The following is a 14,031-nucleotide window of genomic DNA, read 5'->3' as shown; positions in this document are numbered from 1 at the left end:
GAAAGGAGTGTTGAATATGGCTAAGCATAAGAAGTATAAAAGAAGCTCAAAGTGTCCTGAGCCGTTCAACACTCTTATTGATATAGCCGGAGGAATAGCGATGAATGCCATCGCTAATAAGATGGAGAGGAAGTACCATTACTCCAAGAAAGGTAAAATCAATCCATACAAAGTATCTGCTTTTAAGATAGGTACAGGCGGTTTCCGATCAACGGAGGATATAGTCAGAACAGGTGGCTTTCTCGGAGCTATTGGCTCTTTTGATGTTGAAGCTGACACCCCTTACCCACATCGAAAGATGATAAATGTTGTTCCCGAAGATCCGATTTTTAATCAAATCAAATATTCTTCGACAATCAACAATAGATATGCTTGGAGATTGAATTGCGAGGATGGCAGCGAGTATGGTGTTGATCCGTGTGATTATGAAACACGAGATGATTACAACAGGGCATTAGAGGAAGCAAAAAAAACTTGTGGTGCTGATGAATATTACGAAGATACAAACGAAAAAAACACCATAGTTGACGTTCCGTCTGTTTCAAACACTCCTTTCGTTCTTTGCAGAGTTTCATTGCTTTCAAATGGCACCAATCTTTATGCAATATCAAATGATCAATCACCCAAAATTGGAGACAGGGTACTTGTTTCACATGATAGCATGGAAGAAGAAGCTATTGTTATTGCTGTTGAGAAACACACAACAAATTCTTCTCCCAATGAAAATTATAAAGCAAAAAATCTAAAGTAATATTAAGATGTTTAGAGTCGCGCTACAAAAGATATTGCACGGCTTCTTACCAAAATGTTTTATCACAACGCGACCCTTCGACAATAGCGATATATTTGAATATCGTGGGATAGGACACCGAACAGAGCCTAGCAAATTCAGACTTGTTGATTTCACCGCGTTTGACTTTGGATAGTATTTGAAAAATATGCTTGGGATTCTGTCCTCAGAGGTCACGGGTCTGCCAATAGCTACGCCTTTGGCTTTGGCATTCTGCAGACCACTTTTGACGCGCTGGCTGATGATGTTGCGTTCCAACTCGCTGAATACGCCCATCATTTTCAGCATACCTTCTGTCATAGGGTCAAGCTCCTTTGTACAATCGACGACAAACGAACCCAGCACCAATTTGATATGTCTGTCTTTTGCCAATTCAATGATTTCACAGAGCTGTTTTGTGCTGCGCGTAATCCGGCTGACCTCGGTAGCGACAATCGTGTCGCCTGCTTCGACAGCGGATAACAGCCGTTGAAGTTCCACGCGGTCATTCTTCATACCACTTTCGTATTCGCGGAAAATACTCTCCTCCAATGCGCCGAGCTGTTTCAATTCTCTGATCTGTCTGTTGATGGCCTGCAATTCCTCGTTAGTCGAACATCTGGCATATCCGTAAATCATAATTCACCTCATAGTCTTTACAATAAAGTATAAAAGAAAACCCTTGCTGAGTTTCTTTTATACTTTTGGAAATATTTACGCATGATATCATCACATTTTTCTTTGATAAACGATATAAAGGAAAAGAAATGGTTTTGTTTATATGATAACATAGTTCAGAATCAAACTCCATAGCCTTTGAAAAACATCTGCTCTGAAAATATTGTTTCTGTTTATTACTATCTCATGAGGGTCTCTATATCAGAAGAAGAAAGATGCACCGAAAAAGTACCATAAAGATATGTATAATGATTGCAGAAAGAAAATCAATATGCTATTATAATATCATAAATCAATGAGTTGCGTATGCAGATATGGGAAACAGTATGAATGAAAGAATCAAAGTTATTGTAATGTCGCGTTTGGAAGCATATCAATACTGTAAAAACTACCATGACAAACCTTCCGCTATCATTTCAATTTCCACGCCTTACAATTTATACGATTATTACGTATTTAAGAGCAAAGGAAATCAAGTCATTGATATATTAGAGCTGTCTTTTGTAGATGCCGATGAGCCAGACAGCATAGATGTAAATGATATTATTGCTTCCGAAAAAGACCTCATGTGCGATAGAGACGCAGAAAAAATCGTTGAATTCTCCGAGAAGTACAAGGATAGGCTGTTGATAATTCATTGTGACGCGGGTATTTCCCGTTCATCAGGTGTAGCTGCCGCGATACTCAGGCATTATACCGGGGATGACGCAGAAGTATTTGATAATTATTCCTATGATCCAAATATGTGGTGCTACTTTAAAACACTAAAAGCATTTGGTGACGAAATCATTTAATCAGAGGTGAGTGAGATGTATGCCAAGCCGCCGAAAAAGCTGTTGATTATGAATATTCTGGATATTCTCCGCAAATACACTGACGAAAACCACAGACTCAGTCAGAATGATATCCTCGAAATTTTAGAGCGTGAGTATCAGATGAAAACCGAGCGTAAAGCTGTCAAGCGGAACCTGATGGATTTAATTGAGTTCGGCTATGATATTGAATACAGCGATTCGCTGAGAATGATTAAAGGTAGAAGCGGTGAGTTGGAGGAAAGCCATATCCTTACCGATTTTTACTTGAATCATGAGTTTACGGACAGTGAACTGCGGCTGTTGGTTGACAGCGTGATGTTCTCAACGCATATTCCGAGCGAACAGAGCCAAAGGCTGGTGAAGAAGCTGAAAGGCTTGTCAAACATCTATTTTGATTCCCGCGTTCGCTATATTATAAAGCCGCCTGTTGAAAAGACAGATAACCGGCAGTTGTTTTATAACATCGAGCTGTTGGACGAAGCAATTTCAAAAGGCAGAAAGGTTCGCTTTCATTACACCGAATACCGCTCCGATAAAAAGCCACACAAGCGCAGGAGAGCGGACGGAACGGTGCGTGATTATGTCATCAATCCTTATCATATGGCGGCGCGTGAGGGAAAGTATTATCTGATTTGCAATTACGATAAGTATGATGACGTCACCAACTACCGAATAGACCGAATCTGTGATATTGAAATCCTTGACGAAGCGGCAAAGCCGTTTGAATCCTTGCCTGAAGCAAACGGGCGCAGACTTAACATCAAGGAATATATGACCAAGCACCCGTATATGTTCGCAAGTGAAGACGTTCATGCGGTATTCCGCATTGATAAGATCATCCTCAGCGACACGATTGATATGTTCGGGAAAAATATACGACTCACGGACGAAACGGACGAGCAAATCACAGTAACAGTCACGGTAAATGAAATGGCAGTTGAGCAATTCGCAAAGGCATTCACTCCGTTTGTTGAAATCATTGCTCCGCAAAGACTTAGAGAGCAGATGATTGATAATATGCGGATTGGATTGAAAAAATATAGATAAACAATAAGGAGAGATGAATAATGGCAAAGACTTTTCAATTTGATTATCCAACACCGGAATTGGTAAAAGAGTATGTTGATAAGTTTGATAATGACAACAATCGTTCGGATTTCTTTAAGGATAGTGCAATTATCAAGCTGTTTGATAAGTTTCCAAACAACACAGAGCTCGACGAAGTATTAGCAAAAGTTACGTTGTTAAATGCTTTTTACAGCACACAAATCTTAGATATGGACTTGTTGAATGTCTCCCGTGATATTGTAGCGCTCAAGATCGACAGCTCAATTTATGGCGAGAAGGTTGATTATGACATTGTAAATCGAATTGCGTATTGCGGAAGTTTTTATCAGCGCAAGCTCTACTCCTTCGCTTCCAAGTATTGCAGCTTTCATAATCCCGCTGAATTTCCGATTGTCGACAGTTATTCAAAGGGTATGCTTTACTACATGAATAAAATTGAAGAAAAACGTTTTCGCTTTTTTCATCAGGGCTTTACGCAAAACGATCTCAACAACTATCATAATTACTGCAAGGTATATAACGCATTTGTAAAGCATTTTAAGTTAGAGAATATATCCTACAAGGAAATCGACAAATATCTTTGGAAATACGCTAAGTACGAAATGGGAAGTAAAATTCAGATTACGGATACTACGGTTTATTTAGATAGATTAATCTGATGAAAACATTTATCGCAGGCTCAAAATCTATACATTATCTTAGTGATGATACTATTCAAGAGCTAAACAAAATAATCCAACACGGAGATACCGTGTTAATAGGTGATTGCCGCGGTGCCGATGCAGCGGTACAGGAATACTTCGCTGATACGGGCTATAAAAAAGTTACCGTCTATGTCAGCGGAAATACTGTCCGAAATAATATCGGCGGTTGGGAAGTTCAACATATACCTGTTTCTCCTGAAATAAATGGCTTCGACTTTTTCATTCAAAAAGACATTGCAATGGCAATTGACGCGGATTGCGGGCTAATGCTTTGGGATGGAAAGAGCAAAGGAACCAAGCGTAATATTGAGCAACTATCAAAAAATAATAAACCGGTAACTATCAAGAAATATCCATAAAAGGAGATGTCCGTGTGCCTTGTAAAGATTACTCAAATACGGGTATATTTGAAAAAAACACAAAATCAGCAGAAAAAAATACCGAGTTAAAAGCAATGTATACAGCTTTTTATACTCATATAACGTCAAAACGCTTTGATTCAGAAGGCTTTAACGCTGAAAACTACAATGGTATCCAATTACTCACTTGTTTTGATTCATATGTAAAAGCCGATAAAAAGATAATGATTTTGGGGCAGGAAGCCAATACTGACGAGGGAAATATCTTTGACTTTCCACAACAGTATCAAACGGACTGCTATTACAAATACGAGTATAAAATTGCTCATGTCGGTGAAATGGGTATTTCAAAGTCAGATTGCAAACAAACAGAGTATTTGAAAACTCGCAAGCTGATATGCCGCTCTAATAAATATGAAGACAGAGAAAAGGATATTTTATCGGTATTAAGCAATAATCTTAACAAAACTTCACTTAATGGAAACCGAACCGAATGTTATCCTCCGGGGGAACCAAAACGAAGAACCAAAAAGTATATACAATACAAAAGTACAGTTTACAAGGGACTACACAGGGTAGGTATCTGACGGGAGGGGTGCCGCCAGTCAGATTTTCCATGTGATGTTCAAGCTGTCGCTTGTGGCGGCTATGGTGGTGATCATCAAATCCACCACACGCCGCTTGTCATCAAAAGATACATTCTCCCAGGTATCGAGGTAGCCGGAAATCTGGCTGACCTGTTCCGGGCTGATGGCCTCCACAGTCAACTCCGCTATCCTTGCCAGAAGTTCCTGCTTGCGCCCGTCCAGTTCCGCTATCTTCACATTCACATAGGAGAACAGGACATTGTTTGCCCCCGTCAGACTGTCCACCAGCTTTTCAATCTCGCTGTCTACATGGGCAAGTTCCACTTGCAGGGCGGTGATTTTCGGGTTTGCCTTTGCCGCTTTCTTTTTTCCTGTCAGCGTCTTGTAGCTTGCCAGCTTCTTTACCATCTGCTGATAAACAACCGCTTCCAGTTCCGAAGTGATGATTTTCCCACAGCCAGGACAGCTTTTATTGTCCAGCCGTTTCGTGCAGCGGAGATACTGTTTGCCGGAGGGATTGTAGATACTCATAAGAGCATACCCGCAATTCCCGCACTTGATTTTTCCTGCCAGCCATGTGTGGGTGGCTTTCCGGGCAGACTGGATTTTCATGTTGTTCATCAGCTTCTTGCGGCAGGTCAGCCAGGTGTCGGAGGGGACGATACCCTCATGGGGAGCCAGTACCAGCATTTGGTCTTTTAAGTCGTTTTTCTTGCTGGCCTTTACATCTCGCCCTTGATACAGATAGCAGCCGTTCATGCCCGTAAAATCGGCAACGTCATTGACAATGACTGTACCTTGACTTTTGAAAAATTCGTACACATCAAGGTCTGCCTGCACATAGACAGGATTGCGTAACATCTGCGCCAGCGTGGGGCGTATCAGCTCTTTGCCATGGAACAAAATCCCCTGTTCGGCAAAGTACCGGGTAATGTCCCCGTAGGAAGTTGTGGGCTGGGCGTACATCTCAAACATCAGCCGGATATTGGCCGCTTCCTCCGGGTTTACCACCAGCTTCTTTGTGTTGATACCGTCCATCTTGATAGGCTCCGTATGGAAGCCGTAAGGGGCTTTCCCGCCCATCTTAAAGCCCCGCTGACTGCGGGAGTAGTAAGCGTCCGTTACCCGCTTCTGTATCGTTTCCCGTTCAAGCTGGGCGAACACGATACAGATATTCAGCATGGCCCGTCCCATCGGCGTGGAGGTATCAAACTTTTCCGTAGAGGACACAAACTCCACATTGTACTGCTGGAACAGCTCCATCATGTTGGCAAAGTCCAGAATGGAACGGCTGATACGGTCGAGCTTGTAAACCACGACCTTTGCAATCAAGCCCCGCTTGATGTCCCGCACCAGTTCTTGAAACTTCGGACGGTCTGTGTTCTTGCCGCTGTACCCTTTGTCTGTGTATTCCTTGCAGTTACCGCCTTTCAACTCGTATTTGCAAAATTCAATCTGGCTTTCAATGGAAATGCTGTCCTTTTTGTCTACCGATTGTCTTGCATAGATTGCGTCTATCCGATTGTTCATATTGTCGCTCCTTTTCTTAAAAAAGAAACGGAGCTGCTGACAGTTCTATTATACCGCCAGCAGCCCCGCAAATCAATGATGGGTTTGGAAAACCTTATGTCCCGGCTTCCTCACTCTCCCGCTTGTCGGCGTACTTGCGGAACACCTCATAAAGCTGCTGTTCCAGTTCCCGGCGTTTGGCTGCTTCCTGTTCCGGCGTGAACACCGGGGAGAGATTTTCCAGTGTGATTTCCTTTCCCTGAAAAGTCACGATTTCGATTTCCTTTTTGTATCTGATATTACTTATAAGATCACCTTTCCTTTCCATGCTGCCGCTGTTGCCGTTTCAGTTCCGCTAAAATCTCCGGCGGGATACGGTCAACCAGCCGCCGCATATCGTCCAGTTCGCTTTTTAACTTCGCCCGTTCCATCGTGTCATTCATCTTGCCTTTTTCGCTGGCCTTTGCCCTGACTTCCAGCTTTTCATTTTCCGCTAACAAGTCATTGATTGTGACCTTGTATTTTTTCAGTTGCCCGGAGAAGTTCTCCATCTGCGGAAACCACTTTTTCAGCATGGAGAGGGCTTCCTCTTTCTTCTTTCCGGCGTTCAGCGGGGTAATGCCGGAGAGAACCGCTTCAATGGCCCTCGCCTGTTTGGAGAGGTTGACCGCCTGTTTGAACAGCCGGGTGGGGATATGCTTCCGGCCCGTCTTGCTGGCGCTTTCCCCACGCTCCAGGTCGGGGTACTGCTCCACCATACAGGCGTGAAAATCGTCCTGCCACTTCGTCAGATTGGCCCGGTTGCCGATAATTTCTTTGGCGCACAGGCGGTTGTCCTTTGTCAGCGGCACAAAGACCAAGTGCAGATGGGGCGTTTTTTCATCCATGTGTACCATAGCCGAAACGATGTTCTCCCGGCCCACCCGGTCAATGAGGAAGTCCGCCGCCCTCTGGAAGTAGGCCGCTATCTCCTTTGGGGACTTGCCCTTGAAAAACTCCGGGCTGGCGGTAATCAGCGTGTCCACAAACCGAGTGCTGTCCTTGCGGGTGCGGCATCTGGCCTGCTCGATGCGGCTCTGAATGAAATGGTAGTAGCGGCCATCCGGCTTGACGATGTGGAAATTGTACTTGCTCCGGCTGGTGTCAATGTCCGGGTTGCTGGCGTACTGCTCCTTTTTCCGTTCATGGTGGGCTTCCAGCGGCCCCGCCGGGTGGCCCTTGTGCTTCTCAAATCGCAAAATTGCGTGTTGTGCCATTGAACTCCTTTCCCCATTCCATTCCTTTCCGGCGGGTTTTCCCGCCGAAAATATCTCTGATAGGATTGGAATGGAATGAATGTAAATAGATGGTTTTAATCTCTGTATTTCTATATACCGTCAGATTTCCGTACTTCAAGAGGATTGATTTTCGTACTCGCCAAGTACGGTTTTCAGCCCTCCGGCGTACCATAACCGGATTTCTTGAAGTCGGTGTTTGGAACCGCTTCATAGGATTTCGGGTAAATGCGGTTGGGTTTTCCACAGCCCTGTTTCTGGATTTCCACCAGCCCCGCATACTGCAACTCCCGCAGGGTGTTGACCGCTTTCTGCCGCCCGCAGCGGAGCAAAGCGACCACCTCGCAGATGGGGTAGTACAGGTAGACCCGCCCGTACTCGTCCGCCCAGCCGTTCTTCCGGGACAACTCCGCCCGGCGCAGGACAAAGGCATACAGCACCTTCGCTTCGTTGCTCAAGGGCTGGAATGTGGGTGCTTCAAAAAGGAAATTGGGGAGCCGGGTGAAACTGAACGCCTTTTCCGGCTGGTGAATATAAATCGTGTTTGTCATAGCGTGTTTTGTGGACGGTTAGAGGCCCGTTTTCCGGGGCGAATGATAAATGATACCAGCCGCCCCGGTTGAGGGCTTGCGGAGCCTTGCAAATCAAGGCTTTTCCCGCTTTTAACTGTCCACAGCAGACCTCCTTTTCCGTTCACTTTCTGTTTTCTGCCGCCTGTGAACTCTGGCGGCGCAGTCCGGGCAGTATTTGCCCCGGTTGGACTTCGGGACGAACACACCGCCGCACTCCGCACAGCGTTTCAAGTCCCTGTCCCGGTAAATCTCCGCTTCCAGCGTCCTGTCCAGCGGCAAGACCGCCCAGCGGAACCACTTGCAGCAGACGGAGAACGAAATCATCTGCGGACAGGCGCAGGTGTCGCCATCGTCCAGCGCAAGGCAGTTTCCGTCCTCGCAGTTGCAGCACTCCCGGCGTATCAGGCCGCTGGCTCGTCTCTTCTGGGGCGGGGTTATGCGGTAGGGGGAGCCGTCCGGCCTGTGTTCCAGCGGCGGCAGGTGTTGATAGGGTCTTTTGCTCATGCGTCCCTCCGTTTTCTTTGGCGTGTTCTGTTTCCAAGGTGCTTGTCCATCGATGAACTATCCCAAGTCTACACCTTTTTGACCGCCTGTGCCGTATATCCAAGAGGTAGGAAATCAGCCTGAAAAACTCCCTATTTCCACGCTCTCGGATTTGTGATATAATCAAAAAAAGATAAAAGACAAATTCAGGTTTCTGGTCTTCTTGCACAAAATAAAGGAGGAGCTATTATGCAAATTGTTTATATTCCAAGCGAATCAATGTCTGTTCAAGGTAAAAAAGATGAAATCTATAAAAGATATGGGAAAGACTGGAATATTAGAGAACAGGGAGGAGGTAACGGAAATTGGTTGTTGACCAGAAAAAGTGATGTGCTTGTAGATGGAAAAAGTTATCGTACTTTTGTACTTGAACACTACGGTAAATCCAAGCTGACAGCGAAGCTTGTTGATAAATTTCGTGAAGATGTAGCAAATGGTAAAATAAAACTGTAAATGCCTATGCCGTTATGCTATGAGCATAGTACATAGCATAACGGCTTCTCTTTCGTTGAGCTAGCAAGGAGGGTGAATATGTCTTTATCCATACAAGAGCGATTAAAAGACCTACGTGTGGAGCGTGGCTTGACGCTGGGGCAGCTTGCGGAGCAGACCGGGCTTTCCAAGTCTGCGCTGGGCAGTTACGAAACGGAAGACTTCAAGGACATCAGCCACTATGCCCTTATCCGGCTGGCGAAGTTTTACGGTGTGACCGCTGATTATCTGCTGGGGCTGTCTGAAATGAAAAATCACCCAAACGCCGATCTTGCAGACCTGCGTTTGAGTGATGAAATGATTGACCTGCTGAAAAGCGGGAGGATAGACAATACCCTGCTGTGTGAGCTGGCGGCGCACCCGGATTTCCCCCGGCTGATGGCTGACCTTGAAATCTATGTGAACGGAACGGCACTGAAACAGGCGCAGGGTGCAAACGCCATAGTGGACACGATGAGCGCAACTGTTATAAAAAAGCATAATCCTGGCATGAGTGATACGCAGTTAAGACAGCTTATCACCGCCCATATTGATGAGGACGAGTTTTGCCGCTATGTGATACAACGGGACATAAACGGGATTGCCCTTGCTCTGCGGGAAACACACAAGGACGATTTTTTCAGCGTCCCAGAGGATAACCCGCTAAAAGAAATGCTGGAAACTGCTGGTGAAATCGTCAGCCAGGACAGCGACACGGAACAAGCGTACTTGGCGTTTATCTGCAAACGGCTCAAGCTGAATTTTAGGAAGCTGTCAGTAGAAGAACGGAAGTGGCTGAAAAAGATTGCGGAAAAATCCGACTTGCTGAAGAATCCAAAACCGCAGAGAGGACGAAGATAAAAAATGCCTGAACGGCGGTTCTGGTTTTTCAGAAGGCTCTGTCACAACAAATGGTTGATTTTTGACGAGAAATAGCGTATAATAATAGTAAGAAACAGTACCACCGAAGGAGGTAATTGGATATGCCTACTATCAAAGACGCATTAGATATTATCGGTAAGTTGACTGTCGCAGAGCAGGAAAGCCTTAAAACAATGCTTTTAAGTCCTGCCTTTGTAAAGTCTTTGAATATTGAAGATTTCGTAGCAAAGGAACGCTTTGCAAATGGTCGTGTATGCCCTCTTTGTGGCTGTATCCATGTGGTTCGCAATGGTCATCGTAAAGATGGCACACAGCGATATGTATGTAAGGATTGTGGCAAGTCCTTCGTGATTGCTACGAACTCCATTGTGTCTGGTACAAGAAAAGACTTGTCCGTGTGGGAGCAGTACATTGATTGTATGATGAATGGCTTATCCATTCGTAAGACTGCTGTTGCTTGTGGGATTCACAGAAACACCGCATTCCTTTGGAGACACAAGATTTTGGATGCACTTCAGAATATGGCAGACGATGTTACCCTTGACGGCATTATTGAGGCTGACGAAACTTTTTTCGCCATCTCGTACAAGGGCAATCATAGCAAGAGTAAGACATTTGCTATGCCACGCAAGGCTCATAAGCGTGGTCATTCTACACATATCAGAGGCTTGTCCCAAGAAAAGGTATGTGTTCCTTGTGCGGTTAATAGGAATGGCTTGTCTATCTCCAAGATTACGAATACTGGTAGAGTTTCTACAAGAGATTTACATCATATTTATGATGGTAGGATTAAGACCAATTCCACTCTTGTTACGGACAAGATGAACTCCTATGTGAGATTTACAAATGCCAATGGCATTGACCTTGTGCAGTTAAAGACTGGCAAAGCCAAGAAAGGCATTTATAATATCCAACATATCAATAGCTACCATAGCCAGCTAAAGAGGTTTATGCGTGGCTTTAACGGTGTTTCTACCAAGTATCTGAACAACTATCTTGTGTGGAATAACCTTGTAAATTACGCCAAAGAAAGCGACATGGAGAAAAGGAACATCTTCTTAACTTTCGTTTTGGCAACATTGAAAACTGCTAAATGCAGAGATTTATCAAACAGACCAGCAGTTCCTCTGGTCGCCTAATTAGAATTTGTGGAGATGATAAGATGGTCAATATAACAGATGTAAAACAGATTCTTCAATTTGCAATAGATGCGGAGATTAAAGTCTTTCTTGATGGTGGCTGGGGTGTAGATGCTCTTCTTGGATATCAGTCAAGAGCCCATAATGATATTGACATTTTTGTAGAAAAGAACGATTATCAGAACTTTATAGAAATAATGAAAGCTAATGGCTTTTATGAGATTAAGATGGAATATACAACATTGAACCATACTGTATGGGAAGATTTGAAAAACAGAATTATTGATTTGCATTGTTTTGAATATACGGACGAAGGTGAAATTCTTTATGATGGGGATTGTTTTCCGGTAGAAACTTTTTCGGGTAAAGGAAGAATTGAGGAAATAGAGGTTTCCTGTATTGAACCATATAGTCAAGTAATGTTCCATCTGGGATACGAGTTTGATGAAAATGATGCACATGATGTGAAGTTATTGTGTGAGACACTTCATATCGAAATTCCAAATGAGTATAGATAACTGCAAATAACAGTTTGTAGGGGAGTTCTGATACTCCCCTATAAAAATGGCTATTTATCAACTGTTTGTTGTGACATAGCCTTTCAGAACCACCATCCAGGCATTTTGTTTAGTAATAGAAAAAGGTGCAGTTGATTATTGCGTATTGTCAATCTCTCTCAAACCGGGTAGTAAAAATACGGCAAGCGCAACGATGATAATGCCAATTCCGCAAATGACAAACCATTTCTCAACTCCCAGCCGCTCCGCCAGAGGCCCGGAAATGACAAGGCCAAACGGCATGGCGAGGGAAGCGGCGCTTGTCAGTAGAGAAAAAACTCTCCCCAGATATTCTGGTTTGACCGTTTCTTGAAAAATCGCATTTTGCACACCGTAAAATGGAGCGGAAATTCCCATAACAGTACAGCACACAACAAAGACAAGAAATGCGTCTGGCGGCAAAAGCCCGGAGAGCATATTGCTAACGCCCATCAGGAGAACGGAAAGACCGATGGTGTACCGCCGTTTCTTAAAACCGCCCCAAATGCTCAGAATGACTCCGCCAAGCAGCATACCAACCGCAAAAGCAATTTCAGCGGCAGAGGCATGGGCCGGTGTTCCTTTGAAGTATGACATACAGATGAGAGGAAAAAGCGTACTGATTGGCATATAAAAGAACATATAAATTACACCAATCCAGAGCAGAGCAAAGAGGCCCCTGTTTTGCTTTAATACCACATACCCCTCTTTCATATCCTGTAAAAACTGTTGTCTTTTCGTTTCTGGACATAGTTCAGGCGTTGGTATGGACGAAATCGCAACAGTCACACAGGCAAGGATTGCACCCACAATATCTAACAATATAATTGCATTAAGAGGCCAAACAGCATATAAAAACGCTGCGGCAGCTGGACTGATAATCGCACTTACTGCTTGCATGGTCTGCGTGTAACCAGCGCATTTTGTAAGTTCCTCTTTTGGCACAATCATAGGTGTTGCTGCGCTGAATGCTGGAGAATGAAAAGCAGTTCCCGCACTTCGGATTAACAGGACAACCATAATAGACCATACGGGCAATTCCATGTAAAACGCCACCAGCGCCAGAATACCGCCAGCGGCGGCAATTATCAAATCCGCACCAATCATTACGCTTTTACGGCTGTGCCGGTCAACAAAAGCACCTGCAAACGGGCCTAAACAGGCTTGCGGCAAAAATCCAATCAGTGTTGCCGCCGTCAATATGATTGCAGAATTAGTTTTCGCAACCAAATAAAAGATAATGGCCATTTGCAAAATACCGCTGCTAATAAAGGATATTGCTTGTCCGGCAAGAAGTGTAAAATAAGTTTTTCTCCATGAATTGTTGTTTTGGGTCATAATGCGAACCTCCTTTTTTATTGCATTGTTCCTTTGTTTCTGCAATAAAAAGCAGGCGTTGTCCCACAGAGAGGGCAGACGCCTGCATAACAACAAAGCACGAAAAAACACCACGATACAGTTCAAAGACTGCTCGTGTCAAACCTACGTGTTCCTTTGCATACGCACGCAAAAAAAGCCCACCATCATGTGGAAAGGTACTTCTACTTTTTATTGCTTATTAGCGTACACAAATTAACACACGTAAGCCTCCTTCCAATCTCAAACTGTCGCACAGTATAACACACATCCGATAGACTTGTCAACCATTTTTAACCTTGTTTTCCATCTTGTTTTTCCATCTCTTACGGGCAGTAGCAAAGCCAGGCGAGCCAGTCAACGGTCAAGATGAACGGCGCTTTCAGCGCCGCCGTTGACAGTCTCGCCCGTCTTTGCTAATGGGTAATCAAGGCGGGAAAGCCATTTTAGGGCTTTCCCGCCCATTTCAATTTTGGGAGAAGAAAGGCCCCAAAATGAACGAGTGCGGCCAAACACTTTTAGGGATTGGCCACCTTGTCCACCCATCCAGCGGGGCGGCGGGGAACGGTCAAGGCCGGGCGTCAGCCCATTCATTTCAGCCTTGACGGTTTCCTGCCGTCCTGCTACTTTTCCCGGAGTGTGGCCACACATCTGGTCACGGTGGCCAGAAGTACGGCGGGTTTGGGGAGCAACCCCAACAAGCATTTTTGCCGCCCCGGTGGGGGCGCAAAAAAAGCAAGTGTCCATACACTTGCATTGCTTGCCGCTA

The 14,031-nt window shown here is 44.6% G+C and carries 18 protein-coding genes; 10 read left to right on the top strand and 8 right to left on the bottom strand.

Going from position 1 to position 14,031, the window contains the following annotated elements; translation table 11 throughout:
* Nucleotides 1-16: 16 nt before the first annotated feature.
* Nucleotides 17-751 carry a hypothetical protein gene (locus KQI64_RS02405; protein WP_216523169.1) on the top strand — a complete coding sequence of 245 codons (735 nt, stop codon included), beginning with the start codon at nt 17-19 and terminating at the stop codon, nt 749-751.
* Here KQI64_RS02405 and KQI64_RS02400 read toward each other — a convergent pair.
* The gene (locus tag KQI64_RS02400; protein ID WP_253289157.1) at nt 743-1,408 is read right to left on the bottom strand and encodes a recombinase family protein; all 666 of its coding nucleotides are present in this window, start codon (nt 1,406-1,408) and stop codon (nt 743-745) included. The two genes, KQI64_RS02405 and KQI64_RS02400, sit on opposite strands and share 9 nt — an antisense overlap.
* A 365-nt stretch (nt 1,409-1,773) precedes the next feature.
* Here KQI64_RS02400 and KQI64_RS02395 point away from each other — a divergent pair, with 365 nt between their 5' ends.
* Genes KQI64_RS02395 through KQI64_RS02375 form a run of 5 tightly spaced genes read left to right on the top strand, consistent with a single transcriptional unit; the run spans nt 1,774 to nt 4,980 of the window.
* Nucleotides 1,774-2,241: a hypothetical protein gene (locus KQI64_RS02395; protein ID WP_216523168.1), complete on the top strand. Its 468-nt coding sequence runs from the start codon at nt 1,774-1,776 to the stop codon at nt 2,239-2,241.
* Between the two features lie 15 nt (nt 2,242-2,256).
* Entirely contained in the window at nt 2,257-3,309 is a 1,053-nt protein-coding gene (locus KQI64_RS02390) for a helix-turn-helix transcriptional regulator (protein ID WP_216523167.1), read from the top strand.
* Nucleotides 3,310-3,329: 20 nt separating this feature from the next.
* The gene (locus KQI64_RS02385) at nt 3,330-3,989 is read left to right on the top strand and encodes a hypothetical protein (RefSeq protein WP_216523166.1); all 660 of its coding nucleotides are present in this window, start codon (nt 3,330-3,332) and stop codon (nt 3,987-3,989) included.
* Entirely contained in the window at nt 3,989-4,393 is a 405-nt protein-coding gene (locus tag KQI64_RS02380; RefSeq protein ID WP_216523165.1) for a hypothetical protein, read from the top strand. Before KQI64_RS02385 ends, KQI64_RS02380 begins: the two co-directional genes overlap by 1 nt.
* 14 nt (nt 4,394-4,407) lie before the next feature.
* A complete protein-coding gene (locus tag KQI64_RS02375; RefSeq protein WP_216523164.1) occupies nt 4,408-4,980 on the top strand; it encodes a hypothetical protein in 573 nt (190 codons plus the stop codon).
* 18 nt (nt 4,981-4,998) lie between these two features.
* Here KQI64_RS02375 and KQI64_RS02370 read toward each other — a convergent pair whose 3' ends face one another.
* The 5 genes from KQI64_RS02370 to KQI64_RS02350 all read right to left on the bottom strand — a co-directional run bounded on the left by KQI64_RS02370 (nt 4,999) and on the right by KQI64_RS02350 (nt 8,839).
* The gene (locus KQI64_RS02370; protein WP_002575864.1) at nt 4,999-6,510 is read right to left on the bottom strand and encodes a recombinase family protein; all 1,512 of its coding nucleotides are present in this window, start codon (nt 6,508-6,510) and stop codon (nt 4,999-5,001) included.
* A gap of 94 nt (nt 6,511-6,604) precedes the next feature.
* Entirely contained in the window at nt 6,605-6,817 is a 213-nt protein-coding gene (locus tag KQI64_RS02365) for a hypothetical protein (protein ID WP_002584948.1), read from the bottom strand.
* Nucleotides 6,801-7,745 (bottom strand): MobV family relaxase, encoded by a 945-nt coding sequence (mobV, locus tag KQI64_RS02360; protein ID WP_002575862.1) that lies wholly within the window; start codon nt 7,743-7,745, stop codon nt 6,801-6,803. Before mobV ends, KQI64_RS02365 begins: the two co-directional genes overlap by 17 nt.
* A 173-nt stretch (nt 7,746-7,918) precedes the next feature.
* Entirely contained in the window at nt 7,919-8,314 is a 396-nt protein-coding gene (locus KQI64_RS02355; protein WP_002575861.1) for a replication initiator protein A, read from the bottom strand.
* Between the two features lie 111 nt (nt 8,315-8,425).
* Complete coding sequence (locus tag KQI64_RS02350; RefSeq protein WP_002575860.1) at nt 8,426-8,839, bottom strand: cysteine-rich VLP domain-containing protein; 414 nt, start codon at nt 8,837-8,839, stop codon at nt 8,426-8,428.
* Nucleotides 8,840-9,067: 228 nt separating this feature from the next.
* Between KQI64_RS02350 and KQI64_RS02345 the strand changes: the two genes are divergently transcribed.
* The 4 genes from KQI64_RS02345 to lnu(C) all read left to right on the top strand — a co-directional run bounded on the left by KQI64_RS02345 (nt 9,068) and on the right by lnu(C) (nt 11,888).
* Nucleotides 9,068-9,331, top strand: coding sequence for a hypothetical protein (locus KQI64_RS02345; RefSeq protein WP_002575859.1), 264 nt, complete (start codon nt 9,068-9,070; stop codon nt 9,329-9,331).
* A 78-nt stretch (nt 9,332-9,409) separates the two neighbouring features.
* A complete protein-coding gene (locus KQI64_RS02340; RefSeq protein ID WP_002575858.1) occupies nt 9,410-10,210 on the top strand; it encodes a helix-turn-helix domain-containing protein in 801 nt (266 codons plus the stop codon).
* A gap of 122 nt (nt 10,211-10,332) precedes the next feature.
* The gene (locus KQI64_RS02335; RefSeq protein ID WP_002837184.1) at nt 10,333-11,370 is read left to right on the top strand and encodes an IS1595-like element ISSag10 family transposase; all 1,038 of its coding nucleotides are present in this window, start codon (nt 10,333-10,335) and stop codon (nt 11,368-11,370) included.
* A 23-nt stretch (nt 11,371-11,393) separates the two neighbouring features.
* Nucleotides 11,394-11,888 carry a lincosamide nucleotidyltransferase Lnu(C) gene (gene lnu(C) / locus KQI64_RS02330; RefSeq protein ID WP_019543803.1) on the top strand — a complete coding sequence of 165 codons (495 nt, stop codon included), beginning with the start codon at nt 11,394-11,396 and terminating at the stop codon, nt 11,886-11,888.
* Nucleotides 11,889-12,023: 135 nt separating this feature from the next.
* On the opposite strand, the gene KQI64_RS02325 is transcribed toward lnu(C), so the two are convergent.
* Entirely contained in the window at nt 12,024-13,244 is a 1,221-nt protein-coding gene (locus KQI64_RS02325; protein WP_002584949.1) for an MFS transporter, read from the bottom strand.
* Nucleotides 13,245-13,619: 375 nt separating this feature from the next.
* On the bottom strand, nt 13,620-14,031 hold a 412-nt coding region (locus KQI64_RS02320; protein WP_330622933.1), incomplete at its 5' end, for a hypothetical protein.

It is taken from the genome of Lachnoclostridium sp. MSJ-17 (genome assembly GCF_018918205.1).
GTDB lineage: Bacteria > Bacillota > Clostridia > Oscillospirales > Acutalibacteraceae > Ruminococcoides.
This window is presented reverse-complemented; position numbering and strand designations above follow the sequence as displayed.

Bases quoted from the DNA above. Each gene is read 5' to 3' on its own strand.
- KQI64_RS02405 (WP_216523169.1), top strand. From the start codon at position 17: ATGGCTAAGCATAAGAAGTATAAAAGAAGCTCAAAGTGTCCTGAGCCG.
- KQI64_RS02400 (WP_253289157.1), bottom strand. From the start codon at position 1,408: ATGATTTACGGATATGCCAGATGTTCGACTAACGAGGAATTGCAGGCC.
- KQI64_RS02395 (WP_216523168.1), top strand. From the start codon at position 1,774: ATGAATGAAAGAATCAAAGTTATTGTAATGTCGCGTTTGGAAGCATAT.
- KQI64_RS02390 (WP_216523167.1), top strand. From the start codon at position 2,257: ATGTATGCCAAGCCGCCGAAAAAGCTGTTGATTATGAATATTCTGGAT.
- KQI64_RS02385 (WP_216523166.1), top strand. From the start codon at position 3,330: ATGGCAAAGACTTTTCAATTTGATTATCCAACACCGGAATTGGTAAAA.
- KQI64_RS02380 (WP_216523165.1), top strand. From the start codon at position 3,989: ATGAAAACATTTATCGCAGGCTCAAAATCTATACATTATCTTAGTGAT.
- KQI64_RS02370 (WP_002575864.1), bottom strand. From the start codon at position 6,510: ATGAACAATCGGATAGACGCAATCTATGCAAGACAATCGGTAGACAAA.
- KQI64_RS02365 (WP_002584948.1), bottom strand. From the start codon at position 6,817: ATGGAAAGGAAAGGTGATCTTATAAGTAATATCAGATACAAAAAGGAA.
- mobV (WP_002575862.1), bottom strand. From the start codon at position 7,745: ATGGCACAACACGCAATTTTGCGATTTGAGAAGCACAAGGGCCACCCG.
- KQI64_RS02355 (WP_002575861.1), bottom strand. From the start codon at position 8,314: ATGACAAACACGATTTATATTCACCAGCCGGAAAAGGCGTTCAGTTTC.
- KQI64_RS02350 (WP_002575860.1), bottom strand. From the start codon at position 8,839: ATGAGCAAAAGACCCTATCAACACCTGCCGCCGCTGGAACACAGGCCG.
- KQI64_RS02345 (WP_002575859.1), top strand. From the start codon at position 9,068: ATGCAAATTGTTTATATTCCAAGCGAATCAATGTCTGTTCAAGGTAAA.
- KQI64_RS02340 (WP_002575858.1), top strand. From the start codon at position 9,410: ATGTCTTTATCCATACAAGAGCGATTAAAAGACCTACGTGTGGAGCGT.
- KQI64_RS02335 (WP_002837184.1), top strand. From the start codon at position 10,333: ATGCCTACTATCAAAGACGCATTAGATATTATCGGTAAGTTGACTGTC.
- KQI64_RS02325 (WP_002584949.1), bottom strand. From the start codon at position 13,244: ATGACCCAAAACAACAATTCATGGAGAAAAACTTATTTTACACTTCTT.